We start from the raw sequence: 15,981 nt of genomic DNA, 5'->3' as shown, positions 1-15,981 counted from the left end.
ATGGCGCTCGACTCACCCCCGATGATGAAGGCCTCGGGCAGCGCTCGCCGGCCCGGAACCACCCGCGCCTTGTGGCGACGCCGCCACCCCGGACGGATCTGGGTGAAGGTAGTTATCGGCCTATTGCTGGTAGTCGAGGTCTACCCCCTGCTGTGGATGTTCCTGACCTCGCTGAAGTCCAACAGCGACTACCTGAACAAGTCCACTTGGAGTCTGCCGACGAGCTGGGAGTGGGGGAACTACAGCGAGGCCTGGACGACCGGGCACATCGGGCTGTATGTGAGAAACAGCTTGCTCGCCACCGCTCCCGCCCTGCTACTAATCATCGTGCTTGGCACCGCCGCCGGATTCGCCCTGCAGATCATGGTGTGGAAGGGGCGCGGCCTGATGCTGATAATCTTCCTCGCGGGCATCATGGTACCTTCCCAGATGATTCTGCTACCGCTGTTCACCGTCTACTTCCGGGCCGGCCTGTCGGGCACTCTGTGGCCGCTGATCCTTACCTATACCGGCACCGGCCTGCCGCTGACCGTGTTCATGATGGCCACCTACTACAGGGCCGTTCCACGGGAATTGTTCGAGGCGGCGACCATTGACGGCGCTGGGATTCTTCGCTCGTTCTGGAGTATTAGCATCCCCATGGTCCGCAACGCCATCCTGACCGTCGGACTGGTGCAGTTCTTCTTTATCTGGAACGACCTTCTGATAGCGTTGACGTTCACTAACAACCAGGACCTGCGCACCATCCAGGTCGGCCTGCTCAACTTCACCGGGGACTTCGGCGCCACCCAGTACGGCCCGCTGTTCGCGGCCATCTGCATCAACGTCATCGGTACGCTCGTGATCTATCTCTTCCTCAATCAGAAGGTTATGAAGGGCCTGACCGGAGGAGCAGTCAAGGGCTGACGCCCGCGCCAATCCCCGTTCCGGTGCCGCAGGTTGAGGCACTGCGTCGTCACGGAGGGTCTGATTTATGCTCCGCCAGCCTGGCCCGGTGTCATTCGAGCACCTGCGGGACGGCATCGGCGTCGGCGTCGCCGAACCGCGTCTGTCATGGGCGCTGCCGGCCGGTGCCCGCGTCCAGGTCGGGTATGAGATCGAGCTCGACCGATGCGGCCTCGTGCGGCGCACTGGCCGCATCGACAGCGCCGACCAGGTCCTGGTGCCCTGGCCCGGCGCACCACTTACGTCCCGTGAGCGTGTCCGTGTCCGTGTCCGGGTCTGGGCCGGGGCCGCGGACCGACCTGACGAGCCGTCCGAGTGGAGCCCGCCGAGAGTTGTCGAGGCTGGCCTGCTGGCGGCGTCCGACTGGAGCGCCGTCCCCGTCCGCGCAGACTCGCTCGAAGGCCCCGACAGCGACCGGCGTCCAGCACGGGTACGTAAGGACTTCACCCTCGCCCGGCACGTCGCGCGCGCCCGCCTGTACATCACCGCCCACGGCCTGTTCGAAGCGGAGATCAATGGAAGGCGGGTGGGTGACGACGTCCTGTCTCCCGGGTGGACCGTCTACCACGCGCGGCTGCGCTACCGCACGTACGACATCACGGATCACCTCTCCGAGGGTGCCAACACCATTGGCGCGTGGCTCGGCGATGGCTGGTATCGAGGCCGTCTCGGCTTCAACGGCGGGACCCGCAACATCTACGGCGCTGATCTATCCCTGATCGCCCAGCTCGAGGTCACGTACGACGACGGCACCCGCACTGTCATCGCGACCGATTCCTCATGGATCGCCGCGCCCGGGCCGATAGTGGCCAGCGGCCTGTACGAGGGCGAAATCTTCGACGCCCGCCTGGACGACCCGAGCTGGGCGACGCCGCACGCCGAACCCACGGCTGACTGGGCACCGGTCGCCGTCGGCACCCGCGACCCCCATACGCTCGTCGCGCCGCAAGGCCCGCCGGTGCGGTGCACCGAGGAGGTCAGCCCGGTCGCGATCACCCGCCGACCGGACGGCCGCTACCTGCTCGATTTTGGCCAGAACCTCGTCGGACGGCTACGTATCACCGTCGACGGCCCGGCGGGGACCGCCATCACCCTGCGCCATGCGGAGGTTCTGCAGGACGGGGAACTGGCCACCCGACCGCTGCGGGGAGCCCGCGCCACCGACACCTACATTGTGGCGGGCGACGGGCCGCGTACCTGGCAGCCGCGGTTCACCCTGCACGGTTTCCGCTACGCGGAGGTCGCTGGATGGCCGGGCGAGCTGAACACCGACGCTGTCGCCGCGCTGGTCCACCACACCGACATGCGCCGCATCGGTTGGTTCGAATGTAGTGACGACCTGATCAACCGGCTCCACGAGAACGTCGTATGGAGTATGCGCGGCAACTTCGTGGACATCCCCACCGACTGTCCGGCCCGGGACGAACGGCTCGGCTGGACCGGCGACCTGCAGATCTTCGCCCCGACCGCGAGCTTCCTGTACGACTGTGCGGGGATGCTCGAGTCCTGGCTCACCGACGTCGCCGTCGAACAGCTGCCGGACGGCGCCGTCCCCTGGTACGTCCCCGTGATCCCCGGCGGTCCCCTGTGGACTCCGATCCGTCCCGGTGCCGCCTGGGGGGACGTCGTGACCGTGGCTCCATGGGTGCTCTACGAGCGTTTCGGCGACCGTGAGCTGTTGCGCCGTCAGTTCCCCGCGGGCCGGGCCTGGGTCGACCTCGTGGCACGGCTCGCCGGACCCAGCCGGCTCTGGGACGCCGGCTTCCAGTTGGGGGACTGGCTCGACCCCGCCGCACCGCCCGACGACCCGGCGGCCTCGCGGACCGACCGCTACCTCGTCGCCACCGCCTACTTCGCGTGGTCAGCCCGCCACCTGGCCTGGTCGGCGGCGGAGCTTGGCGACTCCGGCGCCGCGGCGCAGTACGCCACCTTGGCCGACGACGTTGCGCGGGCCTTCCGTCGCCGCTACGTGCTGCCGTCCGGCCGCCTGACGAGTGACAGCCCCACCGCATACTGCGTGGCCCTCGCCTTTGGCCTGCTCGTCGACCCCGCGCAGCGTCAGTCCGCCGGCGACCGGCTCGCCGCCCTCGTCTTGGCGGAAGACGCCCACATTGCCACCGGGTTCGTCGGCACCCCACTCATCTGCGATGCCTTGACTGATACAGGACATCTGGACGTCGCCTACCGGCTGCTGCAGCAGACCGAATGCCCCTCCTGGCTCTACCCGGTGACCCAGGGAGCGACCACGATATGGGAACGCTGGGACAGCCTGCGCCCCGACGGCAGCCTCAACCCCGGCGGCATGACGTCGTTCAACCATTACGCCTTCGGCGCCGTGGCCGACTGGCTGCACCGCGTCGTCGGCGGCATCACCCCAGCAGCGCCCGGCTACCGCACCATCGCCTACAGGCCGCGTCCCGGCGGCGGAATCACGTGGGCGAATACCCGACACGAGACTCCGTATGGGACGGCGGCGCTGTCCTGGGAGGTGACCGCGGACGGGATGACTGCCCGCGTCACGGTGCCCGAGGGGTGCGTCGGGATGGTGGAACTCCCCGGACGTGAGCGGCTGACCCTGGGGTCTGGAAAGCACACCGTCGACACCCCCGGTCGCGGTTCGGTCGCCCCATCGGATAACCACGCTCACACCGGCCGATCCGACCGGGGCAGGCCAGACCGCTGCCCGGTTTGACGTCCGTGTGCAGTGGATCAGACTTACCCTAGCTGATCTTCGGCACTCCGGATCCACGGCGCGTCCCACGGAATGAGCTCCGTGGGACGCGCCGTGAGGCTGGTTCAGCCGGGCAGGCGCTGACCGGTCTTGACGGAGAACACGTGGAGCTCCCCTTCGCGAATACTCATCCGGACCTTCTCGCCCCGCTGCGGGACGCCGCGGGGGCTGACTCGCACTACCACATCGGCGTTCTTGCCCTCGTCCGCGTGCGAGGCCGTTTCAGGGGCGACGATGGTTCCGTGGAGGTAGGCGTCGGGGCCGAGCTCTTCGACAAGATTGATCACGGCCTCGAAGCCCGGGCCGCCGCCGCTAACGTCCAACGCCTCTGGCCGGAACCCCAATGTCACGGTCGTGGCGCCCTCGGCGGCCGCTGCTTGCGCAGTCTCGCGCGGTAGCGGGATGACGGTCTCGCCGAGCTGGACACCGTCGTTGCGCAGCGGCACCTCGGCGATGTTCATCGCGGGTGACCCGATGAAGCTGGCCACGAAGACGTTGGCCGGTCGCTCGTACAGGGCGAGCGGAGCGTCGACCTGTTGCAGCTTGCCGGCCTTGAGGACGGCCACCCGATCACCCATTGTCATCGCCTCGACCTGGTCGTGAGTGACGTACACGGTGGTGATCCCGAGACGACGCTGTAGGGAAGCAATCTGGGTGCGCGTGGACACGCGCAGCTTGGCGTCCAGGTTGGACAGCGGCTCGTCCATCAGGAACACTTGCGGTTCCCGGACGATGGCCCGTCCCATCGCGACCCGTTGCCGTTGCCCGCCCGAAAGCGCTCTCGGCTTCCGCTCCAGGTAGGGCTCGAGGTCCAGCAGTTTCGCGGCGTCGCGGATCCGCCGGTGACGCTCATCCTTCCCGACGCCGGTGATCTTCAGCGCGAAACCCATGTTATCGGCGACGGTCATATGCGGGTAGAGCGCGTAGTTCTGGAAGACCATGGCGATGTCCCGGGCCTTCGGAGCGACATCGGTGACGTCGCGGTCGCCGATCCAGATCTCCCCGGAATCCACCTCCTCCAGCCCAGCGAGCATGCGTAACGACGTGGACTTGCCGCACCCCGACGGACCGACGAGGACGAGAAACTCCCCGGCCGCGATCTGAAGGTCGAGCGTGTCCACCGCCAGGCTTGTGCTACCCGGGTAGCTTCTACTGACCTTGGCGAAGTTGACGGTTGCCATCGCAGGCGTCCCTCTCACCGGCAGGAACGTGCCGGACGATCCGAGTGATGTCCGGCACGGGATTGGTGAAGGCCGGACGAGACGATACGAAAGAATGTACTCTGTCGAGTATCACCTGGTCAATACTCTCGTAGGATTTTCGAGCGGTCACCGGCAACGAATCGGGGACCGTAAGGAATGAGTGATGACCGCAGGACGGTCGCGTGACTGCGTCCGTCGTATGGCTGGAGGGAGGGAGTAGGGAGCGCGGACTTAAATCGTCAGCGGCTGGTTCGCCGGGCCAGGCCCAGGCGGCCTCGCGGTCCACCCGTGCCGGGCGGTAGGCCGTCTTGCCGCCGTCAGAGGTCGGCGACGAGGACGACGAGGGTGCGGGATCCATGGACGCCGTCGACCCGGTTCAGCGGAACTTCTCCGCCTCGTCAATCGGGGTGTACCGGGAGACCGCCTCGGCCCCGCGCACCACGTTGATCGCGTTGACGTAGAACTCGCCCGCGACCCGGGCGGTCTGCTTGTCGGCTCCGAAGCTGAACATGCCCACCTCGGGGACCAGCACGATCGCCGGATCGGCGCCCCGCATCGGCGGCGAGTCCGGTGTGGTGTGGCGCCGCTAGTAGGCGGCGTAGTCCTCCCGGTAGGCCGCGTGCAGTTCCTTGAGGCGGGTGACGACGTCGGACAGCGGAGCCTCAGCTGGCAGGTCGACGACCATTCCCGAGCGGCCACGACGGTGTCTCGATCTGCTGCGCCTTCAGCGCGGACTTCACCGCCGTCAGATCGGCCATCTCGTTCCCGTTCTTGTCATGACGCGTGTACACGAAGGTCCGGAGGCGTCAGGTGCATGCCTGGCGCACGTCCTGCCCGATTGAGACAATTGAAACGATTCATAACCGGTCCCCGAACGATAGGTGACCTGGGGGGCCACGTCAAGCCGGGATGCCTCCCTGGCTCGACCAGTTGTGGCCCGGCCCGCACGCCCGTGGGTTCCCATGCTTGACACGTTTCAGTTTTGATCCATGTCCGAGCTCCCATCCAACCGTGAGGGGAGGGTGACGACGCCGAGCATCCGCGAGGTCGCGCTCGTGGCCGGGATCTCGGTCGGCACGGTGTCCAACCTGCTGAACCGACCGTCGCGGGTCGCCCCTGCGGCGGAACTGCTGCTCGAGGAGGCCGAGTCGCCGGACGAACACCACCCACCACCGACGGAGCGGTGCGTCGAGCATTGTCAGCGCCAGTCGAAGTACTCGCGGTAGAAGCGGCCGGCGGGGACGCCGCCGGCCCGCAGGCCTTCGGTCATCGCTTCGACGAGCGGCTCGGGACCGCAGAGGAACACCGACAGGTCCCGTGGCCGGGCCGTGACGACGCGGAGCACGGTCGCCGGGGTGAGCCGGCCGTCGACGGCGCTGCGGACGACGTGTGCTCGGACGTTCTCCCGTCGCGAGGCCGGGCGGCCGCTTGGAGCGTCGACCGGTGAAGGGTTCTGTCTTCAAGAGGTGCAGTTGCCAGGATCCGCTCACGAAGAAGGAGCTCGGAAAGCACTACCCCAAGTTGGGCCGGTCCGACAATGGTGCCTGGTGGTTTCGCCGCGAGATTCCACCAGGCCCGAGCGGGAGGCGCAGGCACCCGCGGCGCGGTCCGTTCGCCACCGAGGGGGAGGCTGAGCAGGCGCTGGTGGTCTCGCTCGCCGAGCTGAACCCAGGTGACCCACGCCGGATCTGCGGGACCTCGACGAGGCAGGGAAGCCGCTGTCCGGGACCCGCACGTCGTCACCGTGCGCACCCCGGGCCCGGGGCTGGTCTGGTACGCCGGGATCCACTCCCGCTCGTCGGCGGCGATCGACGGCCTGCATGTCCTGTCCGACTACCACGGCACCCTGGTCCGGGACGACTACGCCGGCTGGTACCAGTTCGCCGCACAGCTCGCCGGCATCCAGCAATGTTCTGCGCACGTCATTCGCCACCTGCGGGGCGTGGCGAACCTGGATCCGAAGGTCCAGGCCTGGGCCGGCCGGCTCATCGAACTGCTCCGCGAGGCCCACCACGCCGTGGTCGCCGCGACCGCCGCCGGGAAGGACCGCCTCGACGCGGAGTCGCTCGCCGACCTGCGGACCCGCTACGACACCGACGTCCAGTGGGGCCGGCTGACCAACCGGTGTCGGCCTGGAAGGACGACGCGAACCACCCCGCCTATGTCCTGGCGAAGCGGCTCGCCGCGAAGGCCGACCAGGTCTGGCTCTTCTGCGCGGATTTCAGGATTCCTGGACGAACAACCCGGCTGAGCAGGCGCTACTCGATAAAGACTCTTTTGACGAGAAGGAAACGCCGTTGTGGGAAATAGGTACATCGGGCCGCGCCCGGGGGATCACCTGTGAGGGAGAGCCGGCTTGTCGGTCGCAGAACAAGACCGGGGAAGAGTGAATTGGGCGGCCAAGGCCAAGCGGCCACCACACAACCATGTCGACATCGACAGGCAAGAAACCGAGAGACAACAGGAAGGGGTTAGTGAGTGGGATGTAGGGGGCGAGTCCGAGAATTCTCACAAGAAACACAATGCCGGGTCATCTGGTGTCTGGATCGTCGACTTGCTGGTAGTGGTGGCGGGGATTTAAAGATCTCGTTGACGGCCTTAGTCCACATGGGCGATTTTGGGCCGTTGCGCCAGGTTTTGATCGAGCTGCCGGTGTCGACCGCGGGTTCGACGACGGAGCGGTGGGCAATGCGGGTTGTTCAGTTCGGTGAATCGGCGTTCGGCGAGGTTCATCCAAGGGGTCGAGGCGCCGGTGGAAGCGGGTGGGAAGTAAGCCAGTTCTTCGCTGGTTGCGCTGCCGCGTCGCCGTCCGGTAGTCGCGGGTCGCGGCGACCTGTCCACCATGGATCAACGCCATGGTCCACCGTGGAGCTATTGGAGCGCTTGGCCGCACCAGTAGCCGTCGCGGTTGAGTGCCGCGGGCGGTGGGACGGGGGTGAAACTGCGCCCTGTCGGGTCGACGGTGATGAAGTTTTCGCAGAGGATCGGCTGTGTGGGCAGGGACAGGTTGATCGGGGGGATCAGGCCGCCGGCGGTGAAGTCGGTCACCCTGCGGAGAGTCTCGATGAAGGCCTGGCGGGTGGGGCAGGGCCCGGCGAGTTGGAGTCCCTGGATCATCTGGTCCGCGGCCACGTATCCGGCGAGGGCGAGCTCGTCGGTGGGGTCCGCCAGCTCCGGCGCGTAGGTGGTCATGGTGTTCTGGTAGGCGTTCATCACCGGAGTGCCCTGTGCGGCGACACTTGAGATGATCGACATTCCGGCCATGTCACTGCCGCGCTGGGCGAGCAGACCAGGGCTGAAACCGGTGGCGTTCAACGCCACATTGATCTTGGCTCCGAGGGCCTTGGCCTTCGCGTAGATGTCGATGAAGGGGTTGGACTGGGCTGTGCCGATGAGCGTGTCCGCGCCGGAATTTTTCAGCTCGGCGGCGACCTTGGCCGGGTCTGTGACCCCTTCGGTGAAGGTGACCTCGTCGACGATCTGGATGCCGCGTTTTTGCAGGCTGGGGACGAACTGCATCGCGAGGCTGCGGGATGCCGCGACGTTCGGGTCGACGACGACCAGCGCCTTGGTGCCGCCCTGTGCCTTGACGAAGTCGCCGAAGACGGAGGTGCCGCCGGTGTTGAACAGGTTGCCGGCATGGAAAAGGTTGGGGTGGTTGCTCCAGGTGGCGCTCGTCCCGGTTCCGGTGACGGGGATGTTCTCCTTCTCGAGCCAGCCGGCTGACTGGTCGAGGACGATCGATGTGGCGATCAGGCCGAAGACCCGCTGGGTGTCGACCAGGTCGTGCGCGACCGTGGAGAAGGTCGCGGCGTCGGACTGGTCGTCGCCCCACACCAGGTCGATCTGGCGGCCGTTGACGCCGCCACGGGCGTTCTGCATGTCGATGCGCGCCTCGACGCCGCTGCGGGACGCCTTGAACGCGGAGGCGATCTCGGGGACTCCGGTGTCGGGGTAGATGAGGCCGATCTTGACGGAAGCGGCGGTCACGCCTGGCTCCTGCGTCGAGCAGGGATTGGCAGCGCTCGTATTCGAGTTCGACGATGTGTCGCATGCGGCGAGGGCGGTGGATAGCCCGACCGCTATGGCGGCGATCGTCGCCGAAGCGGTACGCATGCGCAGGCAGCGAAGGATCATGAAATGCCATCTCCCATTGACGTTTCTATACGAAGCGCGACAGCCTGGGCCTTGTCCACCGACGGCCGGTCCGCACACTCCAGGCTGCGATTCTCCGACGCGCCGACCGTGGCAGATCTTGATGGGCCGGCAGGTGCCGGCGATCTGGACGGGTCTGGCCAGCCGGCGGGACGGGCAGCGGCTATGGGCGCGGCAAAATAATTACATCGGCCGCGGTAGCCGGTGAGGGTCAGCCGAGGGCCGCGCGGGTCGCGCTGGAAAGGTTGCCTACAACAACGAACTCTGGCTCCGTCTCACATTCAGTGGTAACAGAGAGTAGATAGGCATTGTGATCTGTTATTCCCGTCGGATCGCCTAATGATGGTGGTCTTCGGTGTCGCCACCGGCGCGGGACGCGTGATCCATCAGCGCGCCGATCCGGACGCCGCGGACCAGTCCAGGTTCGGGTGGGTTCATCCTCCACCATCCGCCGTCAACAGATAGTCACCACTGAAATTGCGACAGAGTGGAAGATGGGCCGGAGCCGATCTTGAAACAGTCCCCTAGCTGACCGGGGTCACGCCTGCGAGCAGGTCACCGGGGGCAACCGTTTCGGGTAGGTCCGCCATTGCTGTTGGAGGTCAGCGTGAAGGCGGCTGATGCGGTTGTGGGCGTCTGAGCAGCACGGCGAGCACCGCCCGATCCGCCCAGTCCCATCTCGGCCGCGGCTGGGTACGGCGCAGCACTGCAACCTCGTGCCGAAGGACGAGCAGCTGGACGTCCTTGGATGCCGACGAACGACCGAGCAGCACCAGCCGGCCACACAACCGAATGAAGATCAAATAGAGCAGGTGTACGGACACAGCTGACCATCGTGGCGGTGGGCGGAACGTCGGATCGTCCCAGGTCACGGGCCCAGGTCGACTTCCAGCCTGGCACCCCACAGGGCGTGCCGCACGCGACGTCGTAGGAGTTACGAAGCGGCGAGCGTCGCGGCTGCGGTCGCCGGCGTTTCCTCCAGCACGATGTCGAACCCGACGATGTCACGGCTGCCGATCTCGTAGGTCCGCGTGCCAGTGTCGTCGAGGGTGCTCGCGAACGCGGCCGGCGCGCCGAGGAGGTCGGCCTGGTCGATCTGGCGGACGACGCCGTCGAGGTCGCCCACGCCGAAGACCGCGCTCACCACGCCGGGGCCGTACCGCTCCAGCGGGCCGGCGAGCGGGGCGGAGGGGTGCGGTTCGACGTACTCGATCTCGAGCCCGCCCACCCTCATCCGGAACCCTTTCCCCCACGCGCCCGCGGGGAGGTTGTGCGGCGTACCGCGGCTGGCGGGGGCGACGAGCGACGTCAGGTGTCGTCGAGTCGCCTCGAGGTCGCCGACGACGACCCGCAGCCGGAGCAGGTCGTCGACGAGGTCGTCGACGACCGGCCGGGGCTGCACGAAGGCGGGGTACTGGAGCGTCTGCTTGGCGAGGTACCGGAAGTTCGGTTCTAGCAGCTCCAGGTCGAAGCCCAGCAGCGAGCGGGACCCCATGAAGTACAGGTTCGCCCGCTCGTCGACGGGCTTGGTGTTGTCGGGCCCGTAGTCACCGAGGGACGGGATGAACCACGACGGGCCGGCCATGAGCGTTGGGGCGCCGACGGCCGCCAGCAGCTCGTGGGCGTGCTCGGTGTCGTCGACGTAGTAGTTGAGGTTCGTGACGCAGGGCCCGACGTCATCGAGGTACCGCCGGTGGACCGTCCGCTGGTCGAGCGGCTCCGACGCGGTGAGGGGCTGGCAGAACTGGAACACGGCCTTGCCACAGCCGAGGTGCTCCACGGCGAAGACGCCCGCCAAGGTCGTGTTGAGGTCCGCGGCCAGCTTCTGCTCGATCGGGCCGGCGCCGAGCACGCTCGCCATGAACGAGGTGGCACGGCGCAGGTCGTGGACGGTGAGCTCGATGTGGGCGCACCCGTAGAGCAAGGTGATGCTCACGCCGCGTCCCAGGCGACGTGCAGCGTCTTCGGGCCGCGCAGTCCGGCACCGAACACCCGGGCCTCCTCGGCGAGCCGGAGGTTCGGGAGCCGGTCCAAGAGCAGCTCGAACCCCGCGGTCATCGGACCTGCACTTCCAACCTCGCCGTTGCCCCGGCACCCGTACACGTCATGGCGACCGCCCGCTGGGGCAGCCCGTCTCCGCGCGTTCGGCCAAGACCTTGCCCGTAGCGGCCAACCTCCGACTTGGGATCGCCGTCGCGGGGCTCTGCCAGGCTGACGGCATGAAGTGGGTGTGACATCCCTCTTTCCTCCCCGGCCGGGCGCGTCGGCCCTCTCTGAGGTCGGACTCGCGATGTAAGCACGAACCCATTTTGTATACAATGATGACGCTGACGCGCAAGGGGTGGACAGGCTCTTGAGCGGGCTCGCCGGTGATCGTACCATGGTCATATAGCTTATAAGGCTTTACCCATTTGGCCGTCGAGGGGCACTCCTGCATGACGTGGCCGTTCGCGGTGGATCAGGGTCGGGGTGGCGTCGATCACAGATCGGCGAGGGGGCGGGCCTGGCCGTAGAGCGGGCCGGTGCCCAGGTCGCAGCCGGCGAGGGCGAGTTCGCGTGCCTGTGTGTGGTCGTTGATGCCGGTGGCCGTCACGATCAGCTCGAGGCGCGCGGCGGCGGCGAGGATGGTGTCGCGAACCTGGCGGATCTGGGCGCGGTCGGTGGCGCCGGTGTCGGTCATGGAGTGGTGCATCCTGATCATTCGGATGGGTAGGACGCGGCAGGCGGCGAACATGTCCGCATTCTCGCCGACTCCGTCGAGCGCGAGGGCTGCGCCGCGGTCGGTGAGAGGTAGTAGCGCGGGGACCGTCGCGGCCAGGTCCGCGCCGCCGCGGGTACCGGCGAGCGTGAGGATCAGGGAGCATGGGCTGGGGCCCGGCAGCAGCGCGGCGATGTCGGTCAGCGGCGTGCGGTCGAGGATCGCGTCGAGGGGGATGGTGACGAGGACGGGCACGGGTGCGGAGCGTCGCTCGGTGGTCGCGAGGTCGCCGCAGACCCGTTGGAGGGTGAGCCAGAGGAGCCCGTCGGCCAGCCGGGCTTCGTCGGCGAGCTGGCGTAGCTGTCCGGACGGGATCTCGCCGTGGCCTGGATGGCGCCAGCGTGGCTCGGCGTCCGCCGCCACGGTCCGCCCGTCCCGGAGGTGGACGACGGGCCGGTAGGCGACGTCCAAGGTGCCGGCGTCGTCCTCGCCGTGCAGCAGGCGGGTGAGGTCGCCGGACATCCGTGGCGCGGTGTCGATCATCGTGAGGTCGGGGCGGTAGACGACCAGCTCGCCTTTCCGTTGCCGCTTTGCCGCGTACATGGCGAGGTCGGCTTCGCGCTGTAGGGTTTCGGCATCCGCGCCGCCGTTGCGGCTCGCGAGGACCAGCCCGAGGCTGGCGCCGACGCGATGGCGGTGTCCCGCCAGGGTGCAGGGTGCACGGATGGTGGCGGCGAGACGGCGCGAGAGTGACTCGGCCCCCGGGCCGTCGCGGCTGTTCTCGAAAATGACCGCGAACTCGTCACCTCCCAGCCTGGCGACGGTGTCCCCCGATCGGACGCCGTCCCGGAGCCGGCGGGCGGTGATCCGTAGCAGCTCGTCTCCGGCGGGGTGACCGAAGGTGTCGTTGACCTGTTTGAAATTGTCCAGATCGCAGAACAGCAGCGCGAAGGGGCGGTCGTCGCGCTGGGTGAGAGTGTGCCGCAGGCGGTCGGTGAAGAGTGCCCGGTTCGCGAGTCCCGTCAGTGGGTCGTGGGAGGCCTGGTAGTGCAGATCGCGCCGGCTCGCCTGGATGGAGGCGAGCAGCCGGGCGTTGTCCCGCAATGTCAGCACCTGCCGGATCAGCACCACCACCAGCAGTCCGAGCAGACCGTCCCGCTCGACGCTGCTGATGGGCGTGCCGGCGATCGTCTGGCCGACGGCCAGCGCGCCGACGGCCCCCAGCGCCACATACGGCAAAACCGCGTGCATCCACAGCGTCTGAGGACGGGTGTCGTCCAGGTCCGAGGGCCGCGCCGCCCGGATCGGCACGAGACCGGACAGGAAGATGAGCAGCCAGCCCACGACGAACCCGACGTCCGTGACCGGCACGGCTCCGCGTCCTCCCGCGGCGATGTTGAACATGGCGGCCGTGAGGGTCAACGTCAGCCCGGCCATGCCGGCCCCGAGCAGGCCGAGCGCGAGCCCTGATCGTGGCCGGCGGACGGTGCCCAGCAGCAGGACACCGACCAGGAGCAGGAGACTGCCGAGCGTCGCCACGATCGGGATGGTGAGTGTCCGGATGTCGATGTGCGCGCTCCGCGCGATCGGTGTCAGCAGCACCGACCACAGGAGTGTGGCCACGGAGCCGACGACCGCCAGGCTGTCGAGAGCAACGATCGCGTACCAGTAAGAGCCGCTGTCGTCGGTCCGGCGAGCGTTGAGCGGGTCGGTGGGGAATGCCAGCACGCCGGCCAGCGCCAGCACGGCCGTCAGGACGAATCCCGCTGCCGACGCCGGGAGCTGCGGGGGAAACGGCTCGCCGTGCCTGAGGCCGAGCTGGGCATACCACGCCGAGGTGGCCGCCAGCACCGCGGCCGCTGGCGCGATGATCAGACGCCAGCGGCGGTCGGCGCCCCGGGTCCGCCAGCCGGTCCAGGCCATGCAGACCGCGGCGGCCAGACAGCTGGCCGCGTTCGTCGAGCGGACGATCAACGTGGCCGCCGTCGTGGGGACAGTCACGGCGCAGATCACCACGGCGAGGGTCAGGACGGCACACGCCACCGCCACCGACCACCACCGCAAGCCAGGGCCGCCGGTCATCGAACGCTTCCGCGGGTACATCCGCGACCCCGATTGGTCCGCTGTCACGGGTCGGATATCTTCCGACACTCACAGTAAGTAGCCGCGCCCGGCCTGTTATAACCCGATGGGTCATCGACACCGACGCGACATCGTCGGCGAGGCGGTCTGGCCGCCGGCGGCGAGCGCGTCCCGCGCGGCACGGGTACCCGACGAGCGCCTCCGGGCACGCCCTCGCGGCTCGTCTGAGCCCGTCGCGGCCAAAGCCGCACGCGTTGAACGAACCGACCGAGGAGATGTTGACGATGGAGCCGCCGCCGTTCTCGATCATCACGGGAATGGTCTTCTGCATGCAGAGCAGGACGCCGAAGAAGTTGACCTCCGTGTGGACCGCGTACTCGTCGCTGCTGAGGTAGTCGACGTCCCATTTGCGGCCGGCGACGGTCGCCGCGTTGTTCACCAGGACGTCGACGCGCCCGAACGTCGCCACGGTGGCGCGGGCGGGCCCTCGTCGGCGGCCGCATTCCGTCTCTGCCTGACGCGGATCACGCGCGGGTGCGTGTATACAATATCATGATTCGTATGCAAGCGTGGTAATCAAGCTCTTGACGGTAAAGTTACGGTAAGCGAGCATACGCTCGCTGTGCTTCACAAGAACTTGTGATCCGAGGGCGGCCGGCGCGCGGGGTGACTGGACCACCGGGTGCCGGCCCGACGGGCCGCGGCGACCAGATCGGGGGTGCGTAACGGGAGGGGAGTTCGAACCGCGAGAGCACATCTCGTGGCTCATCAAGCAGGCCTTCCACTACACCCGGCGCGCCGCCGACGAGGCGATGCGCGCCCACGGCGTCACCTCTGCCCAGGGTGGCGTCCTGATCCGGCTCGCCCAACGTCCCGGGCTCTCGGCCGCCGACCTTGCCCGCCTGATGTTCATCACGCCGCAGGCGGCCCAGCAGACGCTCACCGCGCTGGAAGGCCTGGGTCTCGTCGAGCGAAACGGGCGCGCTTGAGCCCTGACGCCAGATCTCCGTGGCCGAGGACCTGGACGATGTCGTTGACAACCTGCAGTCTGCCGCCGGCAAGTGGTCCCAGCGAGTTTTGAAAGGTAATATTCATGTCGCGAGCCGCCGCGTTACGGGATGGCTCCGCCGTTGACGCCGAACAGTTGTCCTGTGATGTAGCTGGCTTCCTCGGAGCAAAGGTACAGGCAGGCGGCGGCGATGTCGTCGCCCGTACCCAGCCGGCCGACGGGGATGCGGCTGGCACCCCCGTCGCCCGTCGGATCGCCGATTTCGACGCGGGCCTGGCGGTACATCGGGGTGTCGATCATGTGGGGTGCAATGGTGTTCGCCGTGATCCCCTGCCGTGCGTACTCAAAGGCGATCGCTCTTGTCAGCGTGATCACGCCGCCCTTGGACGCGGCGTAGTGCGCGTGGTTGGGGGTCATGATCTGGGCGGCCGATGACGTGATCGTGACGATGCGGCCCCAGTCGGCGGTGACCATGTCGGGGATTGCCGCCTGTAAGCAGTGGAACGTGCCGGTCAGGTTCACCGCGAGGACACGGTGCCATGACTCGAGTGTGATCTCGGTGAAGGGATGAAACGGCGCGACCGCGGCGGAGGTGACCATGACTTCGACGGGTCCGAACTCGGCGCGCACCTTTGCCAGCGCCTCGTCGACCGCGGCTCGATGGGAGACGTCTACGGCGCACGCCATAGCTTTCGCGCCGCTTTCCTGTAGCCCTTCGGCGGCCTGATGGGCGAGGTCCCCATTCACGTCGAGGATCGCCACGCGGTGTCCGCGGCGGGCAAGGTGCTCGCTGATGGATAGTCCCATGCCCGAGGCGCCGCCGGTGACGGCTGCAACTCGGCTCATGGTACCTCTTCCTCCCCGGCCAGGCGCATCGGCTCTCCCTGCGGTCGGACTCGTGATGTATGCAGGAACCTATCTTGTATACAAGATGACGCTGACGCGCAAGGGGCGGACAGGCTCTTGACCGGGCTCAGCGGTGACTGTACCGTAGTCACATAACTTATAAGGATTCGCTCGTTCGGTCGTTGAGAGGAACACCCTGCGTGACCTGGCCGTCCGCGGTGGATCAGGGTCGGAGTGGCGTTGAACCGCGGTCGCGACGCGAGCCGGAGCACGGGAGGGGGCGGGCTCAGGATTCGGGAGGGTAAGGCCGACG

At 67.6% G+C, this 15,981-nt stretch carries 11 protein-coding genes and 3 pseudogenes; 5 read left to right on the top strand and 9 right to left on the bottom strand.

The features are described 5' to 3' along the window. Both QOZ89_RS22140 and QOZ89_RS22135 read left to right on the top strand, forming a co-directional pair. Nucleotides 1-906 (top strand): carbohydrate ABC transporter permease, encoded by a 906-nt coding sequence (locus QOZ89_RS22140; protein ID WP_071048576.1) that lies wholly within the window; start codon nt 1-3, stop codon nt 904-906. 67 nt (nt 907-973) lie between these two features. Continuing rightward, nucleotides 974-3,637 (top strand): alpha-L-rhamnosidase, encoded by a 2,664-nt coding sequence (locus tag QOZ89_RS22135; protein ID WP_083418544.1) that lies wholly within the window; start codon nt 974-976, stop codon nt 3,635-3,637. Nucleotides 3,638-3,741: 104 nt separating this feature from the next. Here the strand turns inward: QOZ89_RS22135 and QOZ89_RS22130 are convergent, their stop codons facing one another. Together QOZ89_RS22130 and QOZ89_RS48320 are read right to left on the bottom strand one after the other, a co-directional pair. Next, nucleotides 3,742-4,857, bottom strand: coding sequence for an ABC transporter ATP-binding protein (locus QOZ89_RS22130; RefSeq protein ID WP_071048577.1), 1,116 nt, complete (start codon nt 4,855-4,857; stop codon nt 3,742-3,744). Between the two features lie 397 nt (nt 4,858-5,254). Next, nucleotides 5,255-5,449: pseudogene (locus QOZ89_RS48320) on the bottom strand (hypothetical protein); the annotation flags it as partial. 451 nt (nt 5,450-5,900) lie between these two features. On the opposite strand from QOZ89_RS48320, the gene QOZ89_RS22120 reads away from it, so the two are divergent. Continuing rightward, nucleotides 5,901-6,104 (top strand): LacI family DNA-binding transcriptional regulator, encoded by a 204-nt coding sequence (locus QOZ89_RS22120; protein ID WP_312624931.1) that lies wholly within the window; start codon nt 5,901-5,903, stop codon nt 6,102-6,104. Here QOZ89_RS22120 and QOZ89_RS22115 read toward each other — a convergent pair. Then, nucleotides 6,077-6,223 carry a hypothetical protein gene (locus QOZ89_RS22115; protein ID WP_157910542.1) on the bottom strand — a complete coding sequence of 49 codons (147 nt, stop codon included), beginning with the start codon at nt 6,221-6,223 and terminating at the stop codon, nt 6,077-6,079. The two genes, QOZ89_RS22120 and QOZ89_RS22115, sit on opposite strands and share 28 nt — an antisense overlap. Before the next feature lie 346 nt (nt 6,224-6,569). Between QOZ89_RS22115 and QOZ89_RS22110 the strand changes: the two are divergent. Continuing rightward, nucleotides 6,570-7,139: pseudogene (locus QOZ89_RS22110) on the top strand (IS66 family transposase); the annotation flags it as partial. A 610-nt stretch (nt 7,140-7,749) separates the two neighbouring features. On the opposite strand, the gene QOZ89_RS22105 reads toward QOZ89_RS22110, so the two are convergent. The 5 genes and pseudogenes from QOZ89_RS22105 to QOZ89_RS22085 form a co-directional block, all read right to left on the bottom strand. Beyond that, on the bottom strand, nt 7,750-9,015 hold the full coding sequence (locus QOZ89_RS22105) for an ABC transporter substrate-binding protein (protein WP_312624928.1): 1,266 nt from the start codon (nt 9,013-9,015) through the stop codon (nt 7,750-7,752). 952 nt (nt 9,016-9,967) lie between these two features. Further along, nucleotides 9,968-10,969 carry a VOC family protein gene (locus QOZ89_RS22100; protein ID WP_312624926.1) on the bottom strand — a complete coding sequence of 334 codons (1,002 nt, stop codon included), beginning with the start codon at nt 10,967-10,969 and terminating at the stop codon, nt 9,968-9,970. Next, nucleotides 10,966-11,091, bottom strand: a complete 126-nt coding sequence (locus QOZ89_RS22095) for a hypothetical protein (protein WP_312624924.1) — start codon at nt 11,089-11,091, stop codon at nt 10,966-10,968. Before QOZ89_RS22095 ends, QOZ89_RS22100 begins: the two co-directional genes overlap by 4 nt. 421 nt (nt 11,092-11,512) lie before the next feature. Next, entirely contained in the window at nt 11,513-13,780 is a 2,268-nt protein-coding gene (locus QOZ89_RS22090) for a diguanylate cyclase domain-containing protein (protein ID WP_312624922.1), read from the bottom strand. Nucleotides 13,781-14,123: 343 nt separating this feature from the next. Next, nucleotides 14,124-14,252, bottom strand: a pseudogene (locus QOZ89_RS22085) (hypothetical protein); the annotation flags it as partial. Between the two features lie 373 nt (nt 14,253-14,625). Here QOZ89_RS22085 and QOZ89_RS22080 point away from each other — a divergent pair. Next, nucleotides 14,626-14,802: a MarR family winged helix-turn-helix transcriptional regulator gene (locus QOZ89_RS22080; RefSeq protein WP_083419982.1), complete on the top strand. Its 177-nt coding sequence runs from the start codon at nt 14,626-14,628 to the stop codon at nt 14,800-14,802. A 122-nt stretch (nt 14,803-14,924) separates the two neighbouring features. Here QOZ89_RS22080 and QOZ89_RS22075 read toward each other — a convergent pair whose 3' ends face one another. After that, complete coding sequence (locus QOZ89_RS22075) at nt 14,925-15,668, bottom strand: SDR family NAD(P)-dependent oxidoreductase (RefSeq protein ID WP_071053819.1); 744 nt, start codon at nt 15,666-15,668, stop codon at nt 14,925-14,927. Between the last annotated feature and the right edge of the window lie 313 nt (nt 15,669-15,981).

The organism is Pseudofrankia coriaricola, from assembly GCF_032027725.1.
GTDB lineage: Bacteria > Actinomycetota > Actinomycetes > Frankiales > Frankiaceae > Pseudofrankia.
The sequence above is the reverse complement of the archived record's forward strand: the minus strand, read 5'-3'. Positions and strand labels throughout refer to the sequence as shown.

Coding starts and splice junctions, on each gene's coding strand:
- QOZ89_RS22095 (WP_312624924.1), bottom strand. CDS start 11,091: ATGACCGCGGGGTTCGAGCTGCTCTTGGACCGGCTCCCGAACCTCCGG.
- QOZ89_RS22140 (WP_071048576.1), top strand. CDS start 1: ATGGCGCTCGACTCACCCCCGATGATGAAGGCCTCGGGCAGCGCTCGC.
- QOZ89_RS22130 (WP_071048577.1), bottom strand. CDS start 4,857: ATGGCAACCGTCAACTTCGCCAAGGTCAGTAGAAGCTACCCGGGTAGC.
- QOZ89_RS22135 (WP_083418544.1), top strand. CDS start 974: ATGCTCCGCCAGCCTGGCCCGGTGTCATTCGAGCACCTGCGGGACGGC.
- QOZ89_RS22105 (WP_312624928.1), bottom strand. CDS start 9,015: ATGATCCTTCGCTGCCTGCGCATGCGTACCGCTTCGGCGACGATCGCC.
- QOZ89_RS22080 (WP_083419982.1), top strand. CDS start 14,626: ATGCGCGCCCACGGCGTCACCTCTGCCCAGGGTGGCGTCCTGATCCGG.
- QOZ89_RS22075 (WP_071053819.1), bottom strand. CDS start 15,668: ATGAGCCGAGTTGCAGCCGTCACCGGCGGCGCCTCGGGCATGGGACTA.